Source organism: Nonomuraea sp. NPDC005983 (assembly GCF_040614375.1).
Lineage (GTDB): Bacteria > Actinomycetota > Actinomycetes > Streptosporangiales > Streptosporangiaceae > Nonomuraea.
This window is the reverse complement of the sequence record NZ_JBEXUP010000110.1, coordinates 1-16,810: the sequence shown is the minus strand read 5'-3', so window position 1 is coordinate 16,810 and position 16,810 is coordinate 1. Positions and strand designations below refer to the sequence as shown.

13 protein-coding genes are annotated in these 16,810 nt (G+C 68.8%); 10 read left to right on the top strand and 3 right to left on the bottom strand.

The features are described from left to right. Positions 1-9: 9 nt before the first annotated feature. The 8 genes from ABZ297_RS34710 to ABZ297_RS34675 all read left to right on the top strand — a co-directional run bounded on the left by ABZ297_RS34710 (position 10) and on the right by ABZ297_RS34675 (position 9,899). A complete protein-coding gene (locus ABZ297_RS34710; RefSeq protein WP_355355412.1) occupies positions 10-1,716 on the top strand; it encodes an IlvD/Edd family dehydratase in 1,707 nt (568 codons plus the stop codon). Positions 1,717-1,822: 106 nt separating this feature from the next. Continuing rightward, positions 1,823-3,454 carry a glucose-6-phosphate isomerase gene (pgi, locus tag ABZ297_RS34705; RefSeq protein WP_355355410.1) on the top strand — a complete coding sequence of 544 codons (1,632 nt, stop codon included), beginning with the start codon at positions 1,823-1,825 and terminating at the stop codon, positions 3,452-3,454. A gap of 1 nt (position 3,455) precedes the next feature. Further along, on the top strand, positions 3,456-4,823 hold the full coding sequence (zwf, locus tag ABZ297_RS34700; protein WP_355355408.1) for a glucose-6-phosphate dehydrogenase: 1,368 nt from the start codon (positions 3,456-3,458) through the stop codon (positions 4,821-4,823). A 148-nt stretch (positions 4,824-4,971) separates the two neighbouring features. After that, the gene (locus tag ABZ297_RS34695) at positions 4,972-5,307 is read left to right on the top strand and encodes a spore germination protein GerW family protein (RefSeq protein ID WP_355355406.1); all 336 of its coding nucleotides are present in this window, start codon (positions 4,972-4,974) and stop codon (positions 5,305-5,307) included. A 452-nt stretch (positions 5,308-5,759) separates the two neighbouring features. Next, positions 5,760-7,067 carry a helix-turn-helix transcriptional regulator gene (locus ABZ297_RS34690; protein ID WP_355355404.1) on the top strand — a complete coding sequence of 436 codons (1,308 nt, stop codon included), beginning with the start codon at positions 5,760-5,762 and terminating at the stop codon, positions 7,065-7,067. A 1,059-nt stretch (positions 7,068-8,126) separates the two neighbouring features. Further along, positions 8,127-8,345 (top strand): hypothetical protein, encoded by a 219-nt coding sequence (locus ABZ297_RS34685; protein WP_355355402.1) that lies wholly within the window; start codon positions 8,127-8,129, stop codon positions 8,343-8,345. A gap of 83 nt (positions 8,346-8,428) precedes the next feature. Next, entirely contained in the window at positions 8,429-9,148 is a 720-nt protein-coding gene (locus tag ABZ297_RS34680; RefSeq protein ID WP_355355400.1) for a hypothetical protein, read from the top strand. 115 nt (positions 9,149-9,263) lie between these two features. Beyond that, positions 9,264-9,899, top strand: coding sequence for a LysE family translocator (locus ABZ297_RS34675; protein ID WP_355355398.1), 636 nt, complete (start codon positions 9,264-9,266; stop codon positions 9,897-9,899). Between the two features lie 129 nt (positions 9,900-10,028). On the opposite strand, the gene ABZ297_RS34670 is transcribed toward ABZ297_RS34675, so the two are convergent. Together ABZ297_RS34670 and ABZ297_RS34665 are read right to left on the bottom strand one after the other, a co-directional pair. Beyond that, on the bottom strand, positions 10,029-10,994 hold the full coding sequence (locus ABZ297_RS34670) for a DUF2332 domain-containing protein (RefSeq protein WP_355355430.1): 966 nt from the start codon (positions 10,992-10,994) through the stop codon (positions 10,029-10,031). A 215-nt stretch (positions 10,995-11,209) separates the two neighbouring features. Continuing rightward, entirely contained in the window at positions 11,210-11,932 is a 723-nt protein-coding gene (locus ABZ297_RS34665; RefSeq protein ID WP_355355395.1) for a VIT1/CCC1 transporter family protein, read from the bottom strand. A gap of 265 nt (positions 11,933-12,197) precedes the next feature. Between ABZ297_RS34665 and ABZ297_RS34660 the strand changes: the two genes are divergently transcribed. Next, complete coding sequence (locus ABZ297_RS34660) at positions 12,198-12,827, top strand: Uma2 family endonuclease (RefSeq protein WP_355355392.1); 630 nt, start codon at positions 12,198-12,200, stop codon at positions 12,825-12,827. Between the two features lie 94 nt (positions 12,828-12,921). On the opposite strand, the gene ABZ297_RS34655 is transcribed toward ABZ297_RS34660, so the two are convergent. Continuing rightward, positions 12,922-13,566 carry a hypothetical protein gene (locus ABZ297_RS34655; protein WP_355355389.1) on the bottom strand — a complete coding sequence of 215 codons (645 nt, stop codon included), beginning with the start codon at positions 13,564-13,566 and terminating at the stop codon, positions 12,922-12,924. Positions 13,567-13,789: 223 nt separating this feature from the next. Between ABZ297_RS34655 and ABZ297_RS34650 the strand changes: the two genes are divergently transcribed. Then, positions 13,790-16,684, top strand: coding sequence for a YbhB/YbcL family Raf kinase inhibitor-like protein (locus ABZ297_RS34650; protein WP_355355386.1), 2,895 nt, complete (start codon positions 13,790-13,792; stop codon positions 16,682-16,684). The last annotated feature ends 126 nt before the right edge of the window (positions 16,685-16,810 follow it).

The following is a 16,810-nucleotide window of genomic DNA, read 5'->3' as shown; positions in this document are numbered from 1 at the left end:
GGTGCCGGTATGGAGCTCCGCAGTTCACGCTGGTACTCGGGAGACGACAGGAACTCCTACATCCACCGCGCCTGGATGCGGCGCGGCCTCCCGCGCGCCGCGTTCGACGGCGACAGGCCGCACATCGCGATCGCCAACACCGCGTCCGACCTGACGCCGTGCAACTCCCACCTGAACGAGGTCGCCGACAGCGTCAAGCAGGGCATCTGGGCGGCGGGCGGCATCCCGCTGAACCTGCCCGTCGTCTCCCTGGGCGAGACGAACGTCCGCCCGACCGCGATGCTCTGGCGCAACCTCGCCGCCATGGCCACAGAAGAGATGCTGCGCGCCAACCCGATCGACGGGGTGGTGCTGCTCGGCGGCTGCGACAAGACGATCCCGTCGCTGCTCATGGCCGCCGCGTCCGTCGACCTGCCCGCCGTCGTGGTGCCCGGCGGGCCGATGCTGACCGGCCACTTCCGCGGCGCCCCGCTCGGCTGCGGCACGGACGTGTGGCGGCTCAGCGAGGAGGTCCGCGCGGGCACCCTGTCACGCGAGGCGTTCCTCGACTCCGAGTCGTCCATGATCCGCAGCCGCGGCCACTGCAACACGATGGGCACCGCGTCCACGATGGCGTGCATGGCCGAGGCGCTCGGCATGACGCTTCCCGGCATCGCCGGCACCCCGGCCCCCGACAGCAGGCTGCTCGAACGCTCCCACGAGACCGGCCGCCTCGCCGTCGACCTGGTACGGCTCGGCCGCCGTCCGAGCGCGGTGATGACCAGGGGCTCCTTCCTCAACGCGATCGTCACGCTGGCCGCGATCGGCGGCTCCACCAACGCGGTCGTGCACCTGCTGGCCATCGCCGGCCGCCTCGGCGTCGACCTCGCGCTCGACGACTTCGACCGCACCGGCTCCGGGGTGCCGCTGCTCGTGGACCTCCAGCCGGCGGGCCGCCACCTGATGGACGACCTGTTCAGGGCGGGCGGCCTGCCCGCCGTCCTGAACGAGGTGTCCGACCTGCTCGACCCGGCCGCGATCACCGTCACGGGCAGGCCGCTCGTCGAGCACCTGGAAGGCGCGGAGATCTGGGACGAGAGCGTCATCAGGCGGCGCGCGGAGCCGCTGCTGCCCGACGCCGGCATCGCGGTGCTGCGCGGCAACCTCGCCCCCGACGGCGCGGTGATCAAACCCGCCGCCGCCTCGCCTGAACTGCTGCGCCACCGCGGCAGGGCCGTCGTGTTCGACAGCGTCGAAGACGTGTACGCCCGCCTCGACTCGCCCGACTTGGATGTGGACGAGACGTCCGTGCTGGTGCTGCGTGGCTGCGGCCCCAAGGGCTACCCGGGCATGCCCGAGGTCGGCAACCTGCCGCTGCCCGCCAAACTGCTGGCCAAGGGCGTGCGCGACATGGTCCGCGTCAGCGACGCCCGGATGAGCGGCACCGCCTACGGCACGGTCGTCCTGCACACCTCGCCGGAGGCGGCGGCGGGCGGGCCGCTCGCCAGGGTGCGCACGGGCGACCCGATCGTCCTGGACGTGGCCGCCAGACGCCTCGACGTCGACATCCCCGACGCCGACCTGGCCGCCAGGGAGCCGGTCGTCGAGGGGCGCGCCAGGCCCGTGCGCGGCTGGGAACGCCTCTACGTCGACCACGTCACGCAGGCGCATCAGGGGGCCGACCTCGACTTCCTCATCGGGTCGAGCGGCGACGAGGTCGGCCGCGAGTCCCACTGACGCCTCACGAGGGCAAAGAGTCCGCTCCGCCGTGCGCGGAATCTACCCGGCGGGGTACGGGGTTACGGGACTATATGTGATCGGTTTGACGGTATGAGGAGGACGCGTGAGCAGCGACATCACCCAGAGCCAGGAATGGGCGGCACTGGCCAAGCACCACGAGGAACTGTCGGGCAAGCACCTGCGAGAGCTGTTCGCCGCCGACCCCGGCCGGGCCGGGCACATGACGTTGACCGCCGCCGACCTGTACCTCGACTACTCCAAGCACCGCGCCACGGCCGAGACGATCGAGTTGCTGGTCCGGCTGGCCGAGCGTGCCGGGTTGCGTGAGCGGATCGACGCCATGTTCCGCGGCGAGCACATCAACGTCAGCGAGGACCGCGCCGTGCTGCACGTGGCGCTGCGGATGCCCGTCGACGCCAAGCTCGTCGTCGACGGCCAGGACGTGGTCGCCGATGTGCACGCCGTGCTCGACAAGATGAGCGGCTTCGCCGGCCGCGTCCGCTCCCAGGAGTGGAAGGGCGCCACCGGCCGGCCCATCACCACCGTGGTCAACATCGGCATCGGCGGCTCCGACCTCGGCCCCGCCATGGCCTACGAGGCGCTGCGCGACTACGCCGACGCCGGGATCCAGGCCAGGTTCGTCTCCAACATCGACCCCGCCGACATCAGCGGCAACCTCGCCGGGCTCGACCCGGCCAGCACCCTGTTCGTGGTGAGCTCCAAGACCTTCACCACCCTCGAAACCCTCACCAACGCCAGGGTGGCCCGCGACTGGCTGGTCGGCGCGCTCGGCGAGGACGCCGTCTCCAAGCACTTCGTGGCCGTCTCCACCAACGCCGAGAAGGTCGCCGAGTTCGGCATCGACACCGACAACATGTTCGGCTTCTGGGACTGGGTGGGCGGCCGCTACTCCTACGACGGCGCCATCGGGCTCTCCCTGATGATCGCGATCGGGCCCGAGCGGTTCCGCGAGATGCTGGCCGGGTTCCACGCCGTCGACGAGCACTTCCGTACCGCCCCCTTCGAGGCGAACATGCCGGTGCTGCTCGGCCTGCTCGGCGTCTGGTACGACGACTTCTTCGGCGCGCAGACCCGCGCCGTGCTGCCTTACAGCCAGCGGCTGCACCGCTTCCCCGCCTACCTGCAGCAGCTCACCATGGAGTCCAACGGCAAGTCCGTGCGGGCCGACGGCACCTCCGTCACCGCCGACACGGGGGAGATCTTCTGGGGCGAGCCGGGCACCAACGGGCAGCACGCCTTCTACCAGCTCCTGCACCAGGGCACGAAGCTGGTGCCCGCCGACTTCATCGGCTTCGCCGAGCCGTACGAGGACCACGCGGGCATGCACGACCTGCTCAACGCGAACCTGTTCGCCCAGACGTCGGCGCTGGCGTTCGGCAAGACCGCCGAGGAGATCGCCGCCGAGGGCACGGCCGCGGAGATCGTGCCGCACAAGGTGATGCCCGGCAACCGGCCCACGTCCACGATCCTGGCGCCCAAGCTGACGCCGTCCACGCTGGGCCAGCTCGTCGCCCTCTACGAGCACATCGTCTTCGTCGAGGGCACCGTGTGGGGCATCGACTCCTTCGACCAGTGGGGCGTCGAACTGGGCAAGAAGATGGCGCTCGACCTGGCGCCCGCGCTCACCTCCGAGGAGCCGCCGCAGAGCTTCCCCGACCCGTCCACCGAGCGGCTCGTCCGCGTCTACCGCGAGCTGCGGGGAAGGCGAGCCTGACATGGAGCAGGCAGGCGCCCTGGTGCTGTTCGGCATCACCGGAGATCTGGCGCGCAAGATGCTGCTGCCCGCCCTGTACGCGCTGAGCGACAGCGGCGAGCTCGACCTGCCGATCATCGGCGTCGCCAAGACCGACCTCGACCTCGACGGGCTGCGCGAGCACGCCCGCCAGGCCATCGGCGACGTCGACGAGGCCGTGTTCGGGAAGCTGGCCGGCAACCTGCGCCTGGTGGCGGGCGACTACGGCGACCCCGGAACCTTCGACCGGCTCCTCCAGGAGACCGAGGGCAAGGGGCCGCTGGTCCACTACCTGGCCGTGCCGCCGTCGCTGTTCGCCGTCGTCGCCGAGGGGCTGGCGCGGGTGGGGCTGAACAAGGGCGCCCGGCTCGTCGTGGAGAAGCCGTTCGGCCAGGACCTGCACTCGGCGCGGGCCCTCAACGAGGAGCTGCTCAAGTACTTCGAAGAGGAGCACCTGCGCCGGGTCGACCACTTCCTGGGCAAGGAGCCGGTCGAGGACCTCATGGTCTTCCGGTTCGCCAACATGCTGCTCGAACCGATCTGGAACCGGAACTTCGTCCGCAGCGTGCAGATCACCATGGCCGAGGACTTCGACGTCGCGGGCCGGGGCGCGTTCTACGACGCCACCGGCGCGATCCGCGACGTCGTGCAGAACCACCTGCTGCAGCTGCTGGCGATCATCGCCATGGACGCGCCGCCGTCCAAGGACGCCCGCGCCCAGATCGACGAGAAGTGGCGGGTGCTGCGCGCGGTGCAGGCGCTCGCCCCCGGCGACATCGTCCGCGGCCAGTACGAGGGCTACCTCGACACCGATGGGGTCAGGCCCGGCTCGACCACCGAGACGTTCGTCGCACTGCGCGCCTACGTCGACAACTGGCGCTGGGCGGGCGTGCCGTTCTGCGTCCGCACCGGCAAGGCGCTGGCCACGACCGACCTGGAGATCGTCGCCGAGCTGCGCAAGCCGCCCGTGTCGCTCTTCCACGGGCAGGCCGCCGAGCTGCGTCCCAACCTGATCAGGTTCCGGCTGCAGCCCGACGCGGGCGTCACCTTCGACGTGCTCGCCAAGGAACCGGGCAGGCAGCGCACCATTCAGGTGCCGGTGAGCGTCGACTTCACCAAGGTGCTCGGGCCGATGGAGGCCGCCTACGAGCGCATCCTCGTCGACGCGGTGACCGGCGACCCGAGGCGCTTCGCCCGGTTCGACCTGGTGGAGGAGGCGTGGCGGATCGTCCAGCCCGTCCTCGACCTGCCCGATCCGCCCCTGCCGTACCGGAGGGGCAGCTGGGGGCCGGACGCGGCGGAGCAGATCCCGCCGGGCGGCTGGCACGAGGTCTCCACGACCTTCGACTGACCGGGGGAGCTCTGGGCCAGGTCGCCGAGCGCACGACGACCTGGGCCGTCACCGGACTCCTCGACCACGGCACCGGCTCGGCGGCGACTTCCGCAGCGAGATGCTGGTCCTCCGGCGGCTCTGAGGCCACGATGTGGGGATGGACATCATGGAACTAGTCGGACAGTCCAGGGACGTCGTGACCGTCAAGCGCGTCTTCGGCGAGCCGATCCAGCAGGGGGACGTCACCGTCATCCCGGTCGCCCGCGTCGCGCAGGGTGGCGGCGGGGGCATGGGCAGGGGTGAGGGCGAGAACGCCGAGCAGGGCGGAGGCGGCGGCTTCGGGTTCGGCGCGACACCCGCGGGCGTGTACGTGATCAAGGACGGCGACGTCCGCTGGCAGCCGGCCGTGGACGTCAACCGCATCGTGCTCGGCGGCCAGATCGTCGCCGTCGTGCTGCTGCTGACCGTCCGCGCGATCCTGAAGAAGAGCCGCAAACGCTGACCCGCGCCCGCGCCCGCGCGGGAAGCGCTGGACCACCAGTCGCCGGGCACTGACGTCTTCCTGTGGCTCACCACGAGCGCGATCGGTTGCGGCGACTGGCGCCGCAGCCCGAGGCAGCCCACCGGCCAGGCTTCGCTGGGCCAGCGAACACGGCATGTACGCCATGGGCGTCGACAGCCCGCGTGCCTTCGGCGCCGCCTGTCTCGACTACCACCTGGCGCGACGGCATTGTCGAGAAGATCACCTGCCCCACCCTGGTCTGCGTGTGTCGTCTCTCGTGCGTCATACGGAACGATCCGGAACGGTGCGTGACGTGTATGAACGACTCCGGCGACCGTTCCGTGTCGTGCTGTGTTGTCCCGTTTTTCCGGTCAGTGCGGCGTGCATGTCACGAATTGTCGGTCGGGTGCGAGAGAATTTTCCTTTCCCTTTGAGGCGCACTGTGATTGGCGGTGGCCGGCACGATGACTGGCCGTGCGGTCGACCCTCCTCTGGAGCGGCTTTATAGCGAGCTGCGGCGTTTGCGCAGAAAAGCAGGCGATGTCTCATATGGAGACATCGCCAAGAAGAGCGCGTGCGGTCTGAGCAAGACGACCGTCGCAGCTATCTTCACAGGTCAGGGCCGCAAGAAAGGGCCGCGGTGGGAGCGCGTCGCGTGCGTCTTCGACGTTCTATGCGACGAGTTAAGGAAGACGGGCGTCGACCCGGACAAGAGCCTGGGCACTCGAGAGGAGCTCTATCAGCTGTATGTGGAGGCGACGAACGGGCAGTCGCACGAGGTGCTGACAGCACCGGGTCCGCTGGCCGACGTCGTGCCGCTCGACGTGCCCTCGATCGTGCCGGAGCTGGCCTCCCCTGCCTCAGTGGTTCAGCCGGGCGGGTCATCCGTTCCCCCTTCGCTCGAAGTGGTTTCCGAGGTGAGCTGGCCCGCGTTCGAGGACCTGCCGAAGCCGTCCTCCCTGGTGTCCTGGCCCTCGCTGGAGGACCTGCCCGTTCCCGACGCGGGGCCTTCCCTTCGCCTGGCCGAATACCCTCCAAACGAGCAGCGGGACCTTTCCCGCTGTGGGCTGAATGGCGACCCTCCCCTCGTTCGGCATGGCTCCTCCATGGCAGAGACGGTGCTCCAGCCGGTGGACCACATGCCTTGTGGCCAAGCATCGGCCGACCGCCTTCGCCGGTGGTTCGGGTCGCGCGCCTCGGTTCTCCTTGAGGGTGTCAACGTCGGCCGGGGGTTGTCCGCCTTCGAGCTCGGCATCCTGCTGATCAACAAGGACGCTGTCCAAGAGGGCTGCTACTTCTTGGAGCAAGCGAGGCGCTTGAGCGGCAAGTTGGCGCTGGAGATCCCCCAACTGCGTGTCGGAGACCGGTTGTGCGGCTCGATCGTCAAGGACGTCTGCCGTCGCATCTCGAACGCATACCTGCAGGCCGGCTGCTTCATCAGGGCGAAGCTGTGGAGCGGTTACGTCGACGCCATCGACGACACCTTCCCGCTCGCGGCGTTGATCTCGACTCGTGGCCGGCATGCGCGCGTAGGGCACCAGCTGGTTACCTTCGCCGATCTGGAAGTCAACCGGATCAAGAGGGTCTACTGGCGTGCTCGCGCCCGAGAGGCGTCTCCTGAAGCCGGAGGAAATGAGTTAGCCACTGCCATCGGTGAGGTGCGGCAAGTAGCCGCCGCGGTGTGGTCCTCGGCTGACCTTGTCGACGCTTTCGCTCAGTGGGAGACGATGTACTCACCCCGCACTCAGCCCAGGCTGTGATAGAGGGGCGCATCAGACAGGGCGGCTTTGCCTGGGGCCGCTGCGCGCACGGCGGCGGCGTGCGGGTCGACGGTGTCCTGGTGTAGGTGCTCCCAGGCCCCTCCGTTGAGACCAACCGGTCGAGCTCGGCCAGTGTGCGGGTTGCCGGGGTCGTGAGCCGCGCCGATCGTCCTTCGGCGTGTCTCCGCAGGCGCCGACCGATCGCTGCGATGCGAGGCACGCCAGCCCGGTGAGGCCGGGGCGGTCCTGGCCGTTCCGAATCGTGCCGAGCATGCGCATCGGTTCGAGGCGGAACGATACAGAACGATTCAGGACGGCCTTTTGCTGCGCACTCCGCTTTTTTGTGAATGCACGCCTGGACGATGGCCGGCTCTTGCTTCAAGATTCTTGTTTGAACCGATGGGCCGGCGGCGTGCCCGGCATGATCGTTCCGATCCGTTCCGCGATTGCCCTGAATCACGGCGAACCCCCACGTAGCCGATCGGGACCTGATAGATCTGACGTGCAGCCGCAGCGCGGTCAGTTCCCTGCAACGACAATGAGCGGAGGCTGCTGCCTCCGCTCACGTCTGAGGGTCCGGTGCGAGACGGATGTCCTCTCCGGTGCGTCCGGTGTCTTGTCGGTGTTCCAGCCCAGCAAGGGATGCGGTACGCACTGCCCGCGGCTTGTGTCGTGTGTCGCGGGTCCGTGTCGAGTATCAGTTATTCAGCGCCTACCGGAAAGTAGCTTTTACAGATCGAGACAGTAATTGACGGCTCCAGGCAGATTCATACGCTCCTTTGCGAGTTGATACGGTCAGCAGCTTGACCATTGACCGATAGCGCTTGTTCGGGTGTATTGCCCAGATCTGGAAAATAATCGGTACGGCTTTGCGTCGGAGCGGGAGAAAGGACACTATTGGTGTAGCGGAGCGCAGACTTTCCGCGATCAGGGCCGACTGTGCGAGGTCGGCCCTGTCGCATACCTGAACCGTCTGCGCCGAGGTGTTCCGGCCGCACGAGGGAGCGCTGATGAGCCCTCCCTCGTGCGCCCCAAGCAGCCCACAGAAAGGATGTATTCATGAGATTCGCCTTTAAGGCGGAAATCAGCCCTCCAGCGTGGTTGATGCCCACCCTTCACACCGCTGTGACCGGCGCCGGCATGACGTACGTGCAGATCGCCGAGCAGCCGGTCGCCGTCACGACCGCCGTCGTGTTCGTCATGGGGGTGTCCTACGGCCGTATCCTCAACGCCTGGGCAGCCCGCAAGGCGAGCGCTGGCCGGGTGAAGCAGCAATGATGTCCAAGTCCCACAACGCGGTCAGGCCTCCAAATCCCTCGGTGACTCCTGCGGCCTCACCGATCGCCGCATCCGAAGCCACGGTGAGCTTCGAGGAGCTGCTGGGCTCACTTGTCGACTTCCAAACCGACGGCCGCGACTGGCGACACCACACCTGGCCCCCCGGGACTAGCATCGCCATGCTCGCACAGGCCCTCAACTCCAACGGCCCTCTGCCCTCCTGGCGCTTGATCCACAGCCTCCTGAACCAGCTCGGCGCGTCCGTGGCGAGCCTGCCCGCCTTCCATGCCGCCTACGAGCGAGCCAAGCTCTACCGTCCGTGGTCCGACAACATCCACATCCAGCAGGGGGACGACCAGGGCGGCACGTACGTCATCCAGAACACCGGCGGCACGATCTACCTTCAGCCCGAACGCCGCTCCCCCCGCCGGATGGTGGAAGTCGTCGAACCGATGATCCAGGACGCGCCCGGCTACAACCTCAAGCCGGACCCGCTGTCCGCACAGTCCCTCCCAGAACTGGAAAGGCTGGCCCGCGACTTTTGGCGGTGGGCCGACAAACCCTCCTCCCGCCAACTCGCCACACACTCCAAGGGCGCGTTCTCCCACGCAACCATCGCAAAGATCATCTATGACAAGCCCGACAAACCCCCTCTGACGATGCGCTACCTGCTGGGGCTCATTCGTGGGTGCGGCGGCGACAAGGACGAGCAACAGCGATGGGCCACCGCATGGCGACTGCTCGACCAGGGCGCCGCCTCGAGTAAGCCCGCGCTCACGATGTGGACGACCCGGGCGGGGTGAACGTGCCGGTGACGCGTCGGCCGGTTTCGGTCGGGGCCGGACGAGCTGAGTTCGTGACGGGCGTGCCCGCCGTCGTCCTGACGGCGCCCGCGGCGGCCCTCTTAAGGTGGTCAGCATGATCTCTCTGATACAGGTGGCGGCGTTCGGTGGCGTGGTGATGCTCGGGGCCATGTCTCCCGGGCCGGACTTCGCCGTCGTCGTGCGGCGCTCGGCCGTTTCCGGACGCGGCTACGGCATGGCCGCCGCCGCCGGAATCTCCGTCGGCGTGTTCGCCTGGGTGGTGGCGGCGGCCACCGGCATCGCGGCGCTGCTCGCGGCGTCGGCGATGGCGTTCACCGTGGTCAAGGTCGCGGGCGCGGCCTACCTGCTGTATCTCGGGGTGAAGGCGCTGCGGGCGGCGCTGCGCAGGGGCGGCGAGCTGGACCTGGGCCTATCCGACCCCGGGAGGAAGAGTTCGTGGGCCGCGTTCACGGAGGGGCTGCTGACCAACGCGCTCAACCCCAAGGCGGCGCTGTTCTTCGTGGCGCTCGTCCCGCAGTTCGTTTCGGGCGGAACCCCGCTCGGCGACACGCTGATGCTGTCGCTGGTCGCGCTGGCGGGGACCGTGGTGTGGTTCCTGCTGGTGGCCAACGTCGTGGGCGCCCTGCGCAGGGTGTTCGCGAGGAGCGCCGTCCGCAGAGCGGTCGACGGCCTGACGGGAGCGGCGCTCATCGCCCTCGGCGTCAAGCTGGCCGCCTCCACCCGCCCTTAGAACTCCTAACAAAACGGATCTTGGAATAGGTCACCCGCGGTGTCTCACCGTGAGGAAGGGGCAACGGTCTCCTGTCGGCATTGAGGGGGTGCAGGCGGCATCCCGCGTTGCTCAGCGAGCACATCGGTTTCATTCTGGCAACCAGTCCAGGAACTGCCCGTGTGGTCCGGTAAAAGCGACCGGCTCTTCGTCCAGGGCCAGGACGAACGCGCTACGGTCGGTCGATGGGCTACGGGTCAGCCGAGCGGCCACGCTAGGTATTACGCTGGGCGCCTCGTTGGAGATCCACCGGGCGGGCAAGCCACGCATCGTCTCGACGAACCGATCGCGTTCGTCCTGCGGCAAGTAGGCCAGAACCGCGCTGTGGAACACGACCAGCGTGGCGTCCGGCGGGGCCTGTCCAACCAGGTCGGCGATGGTGGCATTCAGATCACCCTGAACGAGGTGGGGCGGTTCGGCACGCGCGATCTGAGTCGCGGCGCGTAGCCGTACCAGCCGATCTTGCTGCTCGGGCCAGACCAGCGCCTCCAGCCAGCGCAGATGGTCGGCATCAGCGACGTCGAGGGGGGCCAGGTCGATCCCGGCCCGCCACACCACCGACGGCACTTGCTGCGGGATCGGTACCGCTCCGCTGGTCCGGCAGGTCAGCATGACTGGGCTGACTGGACCCAGGGCGGGTCGGTCATCGAAGCGGTAGGTGTAGCGGTCCGGGAACAGGCACAGTCCGGCCGAGGCGCCGACCTCGATCAATGCCAGTGGCTGCGGCAGGCGCGCCAGAAGCGGCAGCAGCGTCGCACACCGGCCCGGCTCATTGGTTTGGGTGCTGCGGGCCAGCATCTCGGAGCTGACCTCCGCCCAATGCTCGAGCACCCAGATGCGAAACGCCCCAAAATCGTGCACTGGGCCGCCGAGGAACCGGACCGCGCCGAACAGGAGGTTGGGTTGTCGTTTGGCCGCGGGCAGCGTATCGGCCAGGGCCAGGAGTTCGGCGTCGGCGCCGACGCCCATGCATAGCTGCTCGTAGCTGGGTGAGTGACCCCGGACCTCCATCTCCCCGAACTTTCGGTACCGCTCCGCCGTACTCGTTTCGCCCATCCCGTGCACGATGATCCGCCCTTCCCTTGGGTCGGACAGCATTCCACGCAACTAATCCAAACCGGCGATCGAGGGCGGTCAGCAGAAGCAGCCACGGCCATTTGGGAGGTTGACCAGCCGGCGCTGTTGGCCCTCCCTCACGCCGTGATCAACCGCAGAGGTGATCAACCTATTCCAAGATCCTTTTTGTTAGGAGTTCTTAGGGCCGTCCCGGCCTAGGAGATGGCCACGCCCAGCAGGTGCCCCAGGCCGAAGGTGACGGCGGCGGCGGTGACGCCCAGCGCCAGCTGGCGGGCGCCGCCCAGCCACCATGGGCGGGCCGTCATCCGCGCCACCACGGCGCCGAACCCGAACAGCGCCAGCAGGCTCAGCACGAGCGCGACCGCCAGCCCGGACGCCCCGAACAGGAACGGCGCCAGTGGCACCAGCGCGCCCGTCGCGAACGCGCAGAACGACGACCCGGCGGCCAGGTAGGGCGAGGGCAGGTCGTCGGGGTCGACCCCCAGCTCTTCCCGGACGTGCACGCGCAGCGCCTGCTCGGGATCGGCCGACAGCTCGGCGGCGACCCGCGCGGCCAGGTCCTTGTCGAGCCCGCGAGCGCGGTACAGCGCCGCCAGCTCGGCCTGCTCGCCCTTCGGGTTCCTGGCCAGTTCATGCCGTTCCACGGCGATCTCGGCGCGCATCAGCTCGGTCTGCGACTTGACCGAGGTGTACTCGCCGGCGGCCATCGAACAGGCCCCTGCCACCAGTCCGGCGAACCCGGCCAGCACCGCCCCCTGCCCGGCTCCGGCCGCGCCGACGACGCCGGCGATCAACGCGAAGTTCGACACCAGGCCGTCCATCGCCCCGAACACCGCCGGTCTCAGCCATCCACCGGTCACGTCGCGGTGGCTGTGGTGCTTCTCGGCCGAGTACGGCTGAGCCAGTTCGACGGTCATGCATCCACTCCTCAAACGCCCTTTATTCCGAAATTTAGGCACAGGCCGACAAGATCCGCAACGAAGGCGAGGCTTCCCTGACCTGCAGCGTTGTCTCGCCAGGCGAACAGGTGGCCGAATAAATCAGGGTCATGCGTCAGAACGGCAGCCGCAGCAGGTCTCGGCCGGGTAATGCCATCCCGTCACTTGGTGTAACCATGTGAATGCGCATGGCCCTGTGGCGGATCGGCGTGTAAGACTCGGCTCTATGGAAGGCGGCGATGACATGAGCGCTCTGCCCGACGAGGGATGGCTGGTCGCGCATCGTCCACCCAGGCGCACGCGGATCTTTCCGCTGTCGCATGCCACCGGTTACACCGTCGAAGACTGGCTCAAGCTCCCCGAATCCGGGGATCGCATCGAGTTGATCGACGGGAGTTTCGTCGTGAGCCCAGCAGCATCTGGCCTGCACGCACTGTGCGCCGGCGGCTTGCGTACCGTGCTGGCCGGCGCCGCCAGGGCGACTGGAGCGGATCTGGTGGTGGTCGAGGCGGCCAATGTGGTCGTCGGCGCCGACGGGCTGATCCCCGACATCGTGGTGCTGCCCCGTGATCTGGTCATGGCGGGGACGGTGAGCTTCCCCGCGTCGGAGGTCGCGGCGGTGGCCGAGATCGTCAGCCCAGGGGTGGGCAACCGCAGGCGCGACTACGAGGTCAAGCCGGCGAAGTACGCGGCGGCGGGCATCCCCGTGTTCGTCCGGGTCGAGCTGGAGGGCGCCGACATCCCGCACGTCGAGGTGCTCCACCTCGGGGAGGGCGGGTACGAGCCGGCTGCCCAGGCCAAGGCGGGCGAGGTGCTGGTGCTCGCTGAGCCGTTCCCGGTGTCTTTCGATCCGGCCGAACTGCTGGAGTCCTGACACCGTCCGCCGGCGCCACTGGCGTGGCGGGGCGGGGGGTCTTGGAGGGGCGGAAGGGCGCCCGGCCGACGGCGGAGCGCCGGCCTGGGGCGGGTCAGACGCGGGCCGGGAGTGCCGCGTCCAGGGTTTCGGGCTGCGGGCCGCGGATGAGGGCGACGCAGTCGTCGATCGCTTCCGACAGAAGGGTGCGCAGGAGGGCGTCCGGGTCGGGAATGCAGGCCTGGACGATGCCCACGACCGACAGCTGCACCGCGTTGGGCGCGGCGTAGCGGCGGAAACCCTTCTCCGTGATGCGGGCCGCCCGGCTGAAGCGCCTGGCCTGGTCCGCCGCGCGCGGCACCTGGGCCATCGCGTCCATGCTGGCCTCGCTGAGCCGGCCCGACGGGGCGCCGTCCAGCCTGGCCAGCATCTCCTCCGCCGCCAGCACCGAGACCGCCAGGGCGAGCTGGCGTTCGGCCGCCGCCACCGGCAGCGCGGTCCTCGCGCAGCGGAGCGCGATGTGGGCGTCCACGCGCAGGTCGTCGCTGGTCAGCCCGATGATCGAGGGGACCAGCCAGATGAGTTTGCTCCGGTCGACGTCCGAGGTGTTGTCGTTGACGAGGCGGGCGAGTGCGGCCAGCAACGGGTGCGTACAGGCCGGGTGGTCGCTCCACCTTTCTCCGGCTAGGTAGGACGCCAGCTCCATGAAGCAGGCCCCGCGTTTCGGGGTCCGATGCCTGCCTTTGGACAGTACCGGCATGTGATCAAGGTGATTGTCCACGGGTGCTCCACTGCTCCACGCGATCGCCGTCTTTCCAGTTTGCGCCGTCCGCCACGCCAGCGCCAGTGATGGGATGTCTCGGCCCAAGGACGTCGACCCGCTTGACAGGGATGCGTGACAGGTGATCCCATCAATTCCAAAGTTAGGAAACCTTCCTAACAACCCCCTCCGTCTCCTCCCCCCAAGACAGCAGGAGGTTTCCATGCGATTGCCCTTGGCCGCCACACTCGCGGCCGGATTACTGCTGGGCATGGTGCCCGCGCTCCCCGCGCAGGCCGCCCCCACCCGGTACGAGGCGGAGAACGCGACCATCTCGCAGGGCGTGGTGGAGTCCAACCACACCGGCTACTCCGGCACCGGCTTCGTCAACGGCGACAACGTCGCGGGCAGCTACACGGAGTTCACCGTCACGGCCTCCGCCGCCGGCACCGCCACGATCGCCATCCGCTACGCCAACGGCACCACGGTCGACCGGCCCGCCGACATCGCGGTCAACGGCAGCGTGGTCGCGGCGGCCCGATCCTTCACCGGCACCGGCAGCTGGGACACCTGGGCCACCGCCACGCTCACCGCGCCCGTCAACGCGGGCGCCAACAAGATCCGCCTGACCTCGACCAGCGTCAACGGCAACCCCAACCTCGACTACGTGGACGTCGAGACGGCCGCGCCGACCAGCGAGTACCAGGCGGAGAACGCGACGATCTCGCAGGGCACGGTCGCCACCAACCACACCGGCTTCACCGGCACGGGCTTCGTCGACTACACCAACATCACCGGCTCGTACGTCGAGTTCACGGTCAACGCGGCCACCGCCGGCAACTACACCCTGACGTTCAGGTACGCCAACGGCACCACCGTCGACCGGCCCATGGACATCGCCGTCAACGGCACCACGACGAGCGCCGGCGTCAGCTTCCCTGCCACGGCCAACTGGGACACCTGGGCGGACAAGTCCGTCACGGCCACGCTGGTCGCCGGGGCCAACAAGGTCAGGGCGACGGCCACCACCGCCAACGGCGGCCCCAACCTGGACCGGCTGAACGCCTCCGCCCCCAGCGACAGCGAGCCGCCCACCGCGCCGGCCAACCTGCGCGTCGTGGGCGACGTCAAGCCGTCCTCGGTGGACCTCGCCTGGGACGCCGCCACCGACAACGTGGGCGTGTCGACGTACGTGATCTACAACGGCGGCAACGTGCTGATGACGGTCGGCGGCAACGTCACCGCGATCACCGTGCAGGGGCTGACCCCGAACACCGGGTACGTGCTCAGCGTGATCGCCTACGACCAGGCCGGGAACGCCTCGCCCGCCAGCAACAACGTCCCGATCACCACGCCGCCCAGCGACGACACGCAGCCGCCGAGCGTGCCCGGCAACCTGCGCTCGACCAACGTCGGCGCCACCAGTGTCACGCTGGCCTGGAACGCCTCCACCGACAACATCGGCGTGACCGGCTACAACGTCTACAAGGACGGCGTCAAGTTCGCCACCGTCCCGGACCTGACCGCGACCGCCGACGGGCTCACCGCGAACACCACCTACGCCTTCGCAGTCGAGGCGTTCGACGCCAACGGCAACACCTCCGGCCGCAGCGCCGCGATCTCGGTCAAGACGACCTCCACCGCGGGCGGCGGCGACCCCGTCTACGACAAGGACGTCAACACCGCCTACGACCTGCCCTGGGGCATCGCGTTCCTGCCGGACGGCAGCGCCCTGGTGGCCGAGCGGGACCGTTTCGAGATCACCCGCCTGACCCAGGACGGCACCAGGACCGTGGTCGGCAAGGTCACCGAAGCCGTGACGACCCTCGGCGAGGGCGGGCTGCTCGGCCTGGCCGTCTCGCCGAACTTCGCCACCGACCATTACGTCTACGCGTACTACACCTCGTCCAGTGACAACCGGGTGGCACGGTTCACCTTCGTGAACAACGCGATCGGGCCCCGCGAGCCGATCGTCACGGGCATCTCCAAGAACAAGTTCCACAACGGCGGCCGGATCAAGTTCGGCCCCGACGGGATGCTCTACATCACCACCGGCGAGGCGCAGACGCCGAGCAGGGCGCAGGACCTCAACTCGCTCAACGGCAAGATCCTGCGCGTCACCCCCACCGGCGCGGGCGCGCCCGGCAACCCGTTCCCGAACGCGCCGCGCGTCTACTCGCTCGGCCACCGCAACCCGCAGGGCATCGCCTGGGACTCGCAGGGCAGGCTGTGGGAGTCGGAGTTCGGCGACGCCACCTGGGACGAGCTCAACCTGATCCAGCCGGGCAAGAACTACGGCTGGCCGAACTGCGAGGGCAAGTGCAGCAACTCGGCCTACGTCGACCCGGTGCAGCAGTGGGACGTCGCCGCCGCCTCGCCCAGCGGCCTGGAGATCGTCAACGACTGGATCTACATGGCGGCCGTCCGCGGGCAGCGCCTGTGGGTCATGAAGATCAACGGCAACACCACCGACACCCCGCGGGCGTTCTTCAACGGCAGGTGGGGACGGCTGCGCACGGTCGTCAAGACCCCCGACGGCGGCCTGTGGCTGACCTCCACCAACAACGACAAGAACGGCGGCACCTCGTCCACGCTGGACAACGTGATCGTGCGGCTCAAGTTCGCCGCCGCGCCGTTCGCGCTGTCCAGTACGGCCTTCGCCAACAACGGGACGATTCCGGTGAAGCACACCTGCCAGCAGGACGGTGTGTCGGGCAACGACATCTCGCCCCCGCTGGCGTGGTCCAACGGCCCGGCGGCGGCGAAGAGCTACGCGATCACGCTCATCGACACGGCCAACAGCAACAAGCACTGGGTGATCTGGGACATCCCGGCCACCAAGGGCTCGCTGCCTGAAGGGCTCGGCCTCGGCTATGACGTGCCGAACCAGTCACCGGCCAGACAGAAGGCGATGAGCAGCGGCAACAAGGCGCTGCAGTACTTCGGGCCGTGCCCGGGCGGCTCGACCCACAAGTACGAGTTCACCCTGTACGCGCTCGACACCGCCACCCTGCCGGGGGTCACCTCCAGTTCGACGGTGGCCGCGGTGGAGACCGCGATCCAGGCCCACGACCTGGCCGGCGTCAAGCTGGCAGGCAACTCCAACGCCACCACCTGACACGGGCGGGCCGAACCCTCCGGCCCGCCCCTTCACCTCGGCCGGGCCGCCGGGGTCAAGCCCAGCCCGGTCGTCAAGGACGCCGACCTGCCGCTCGACGAGCGCGGCCGGATCAAGACCACGACC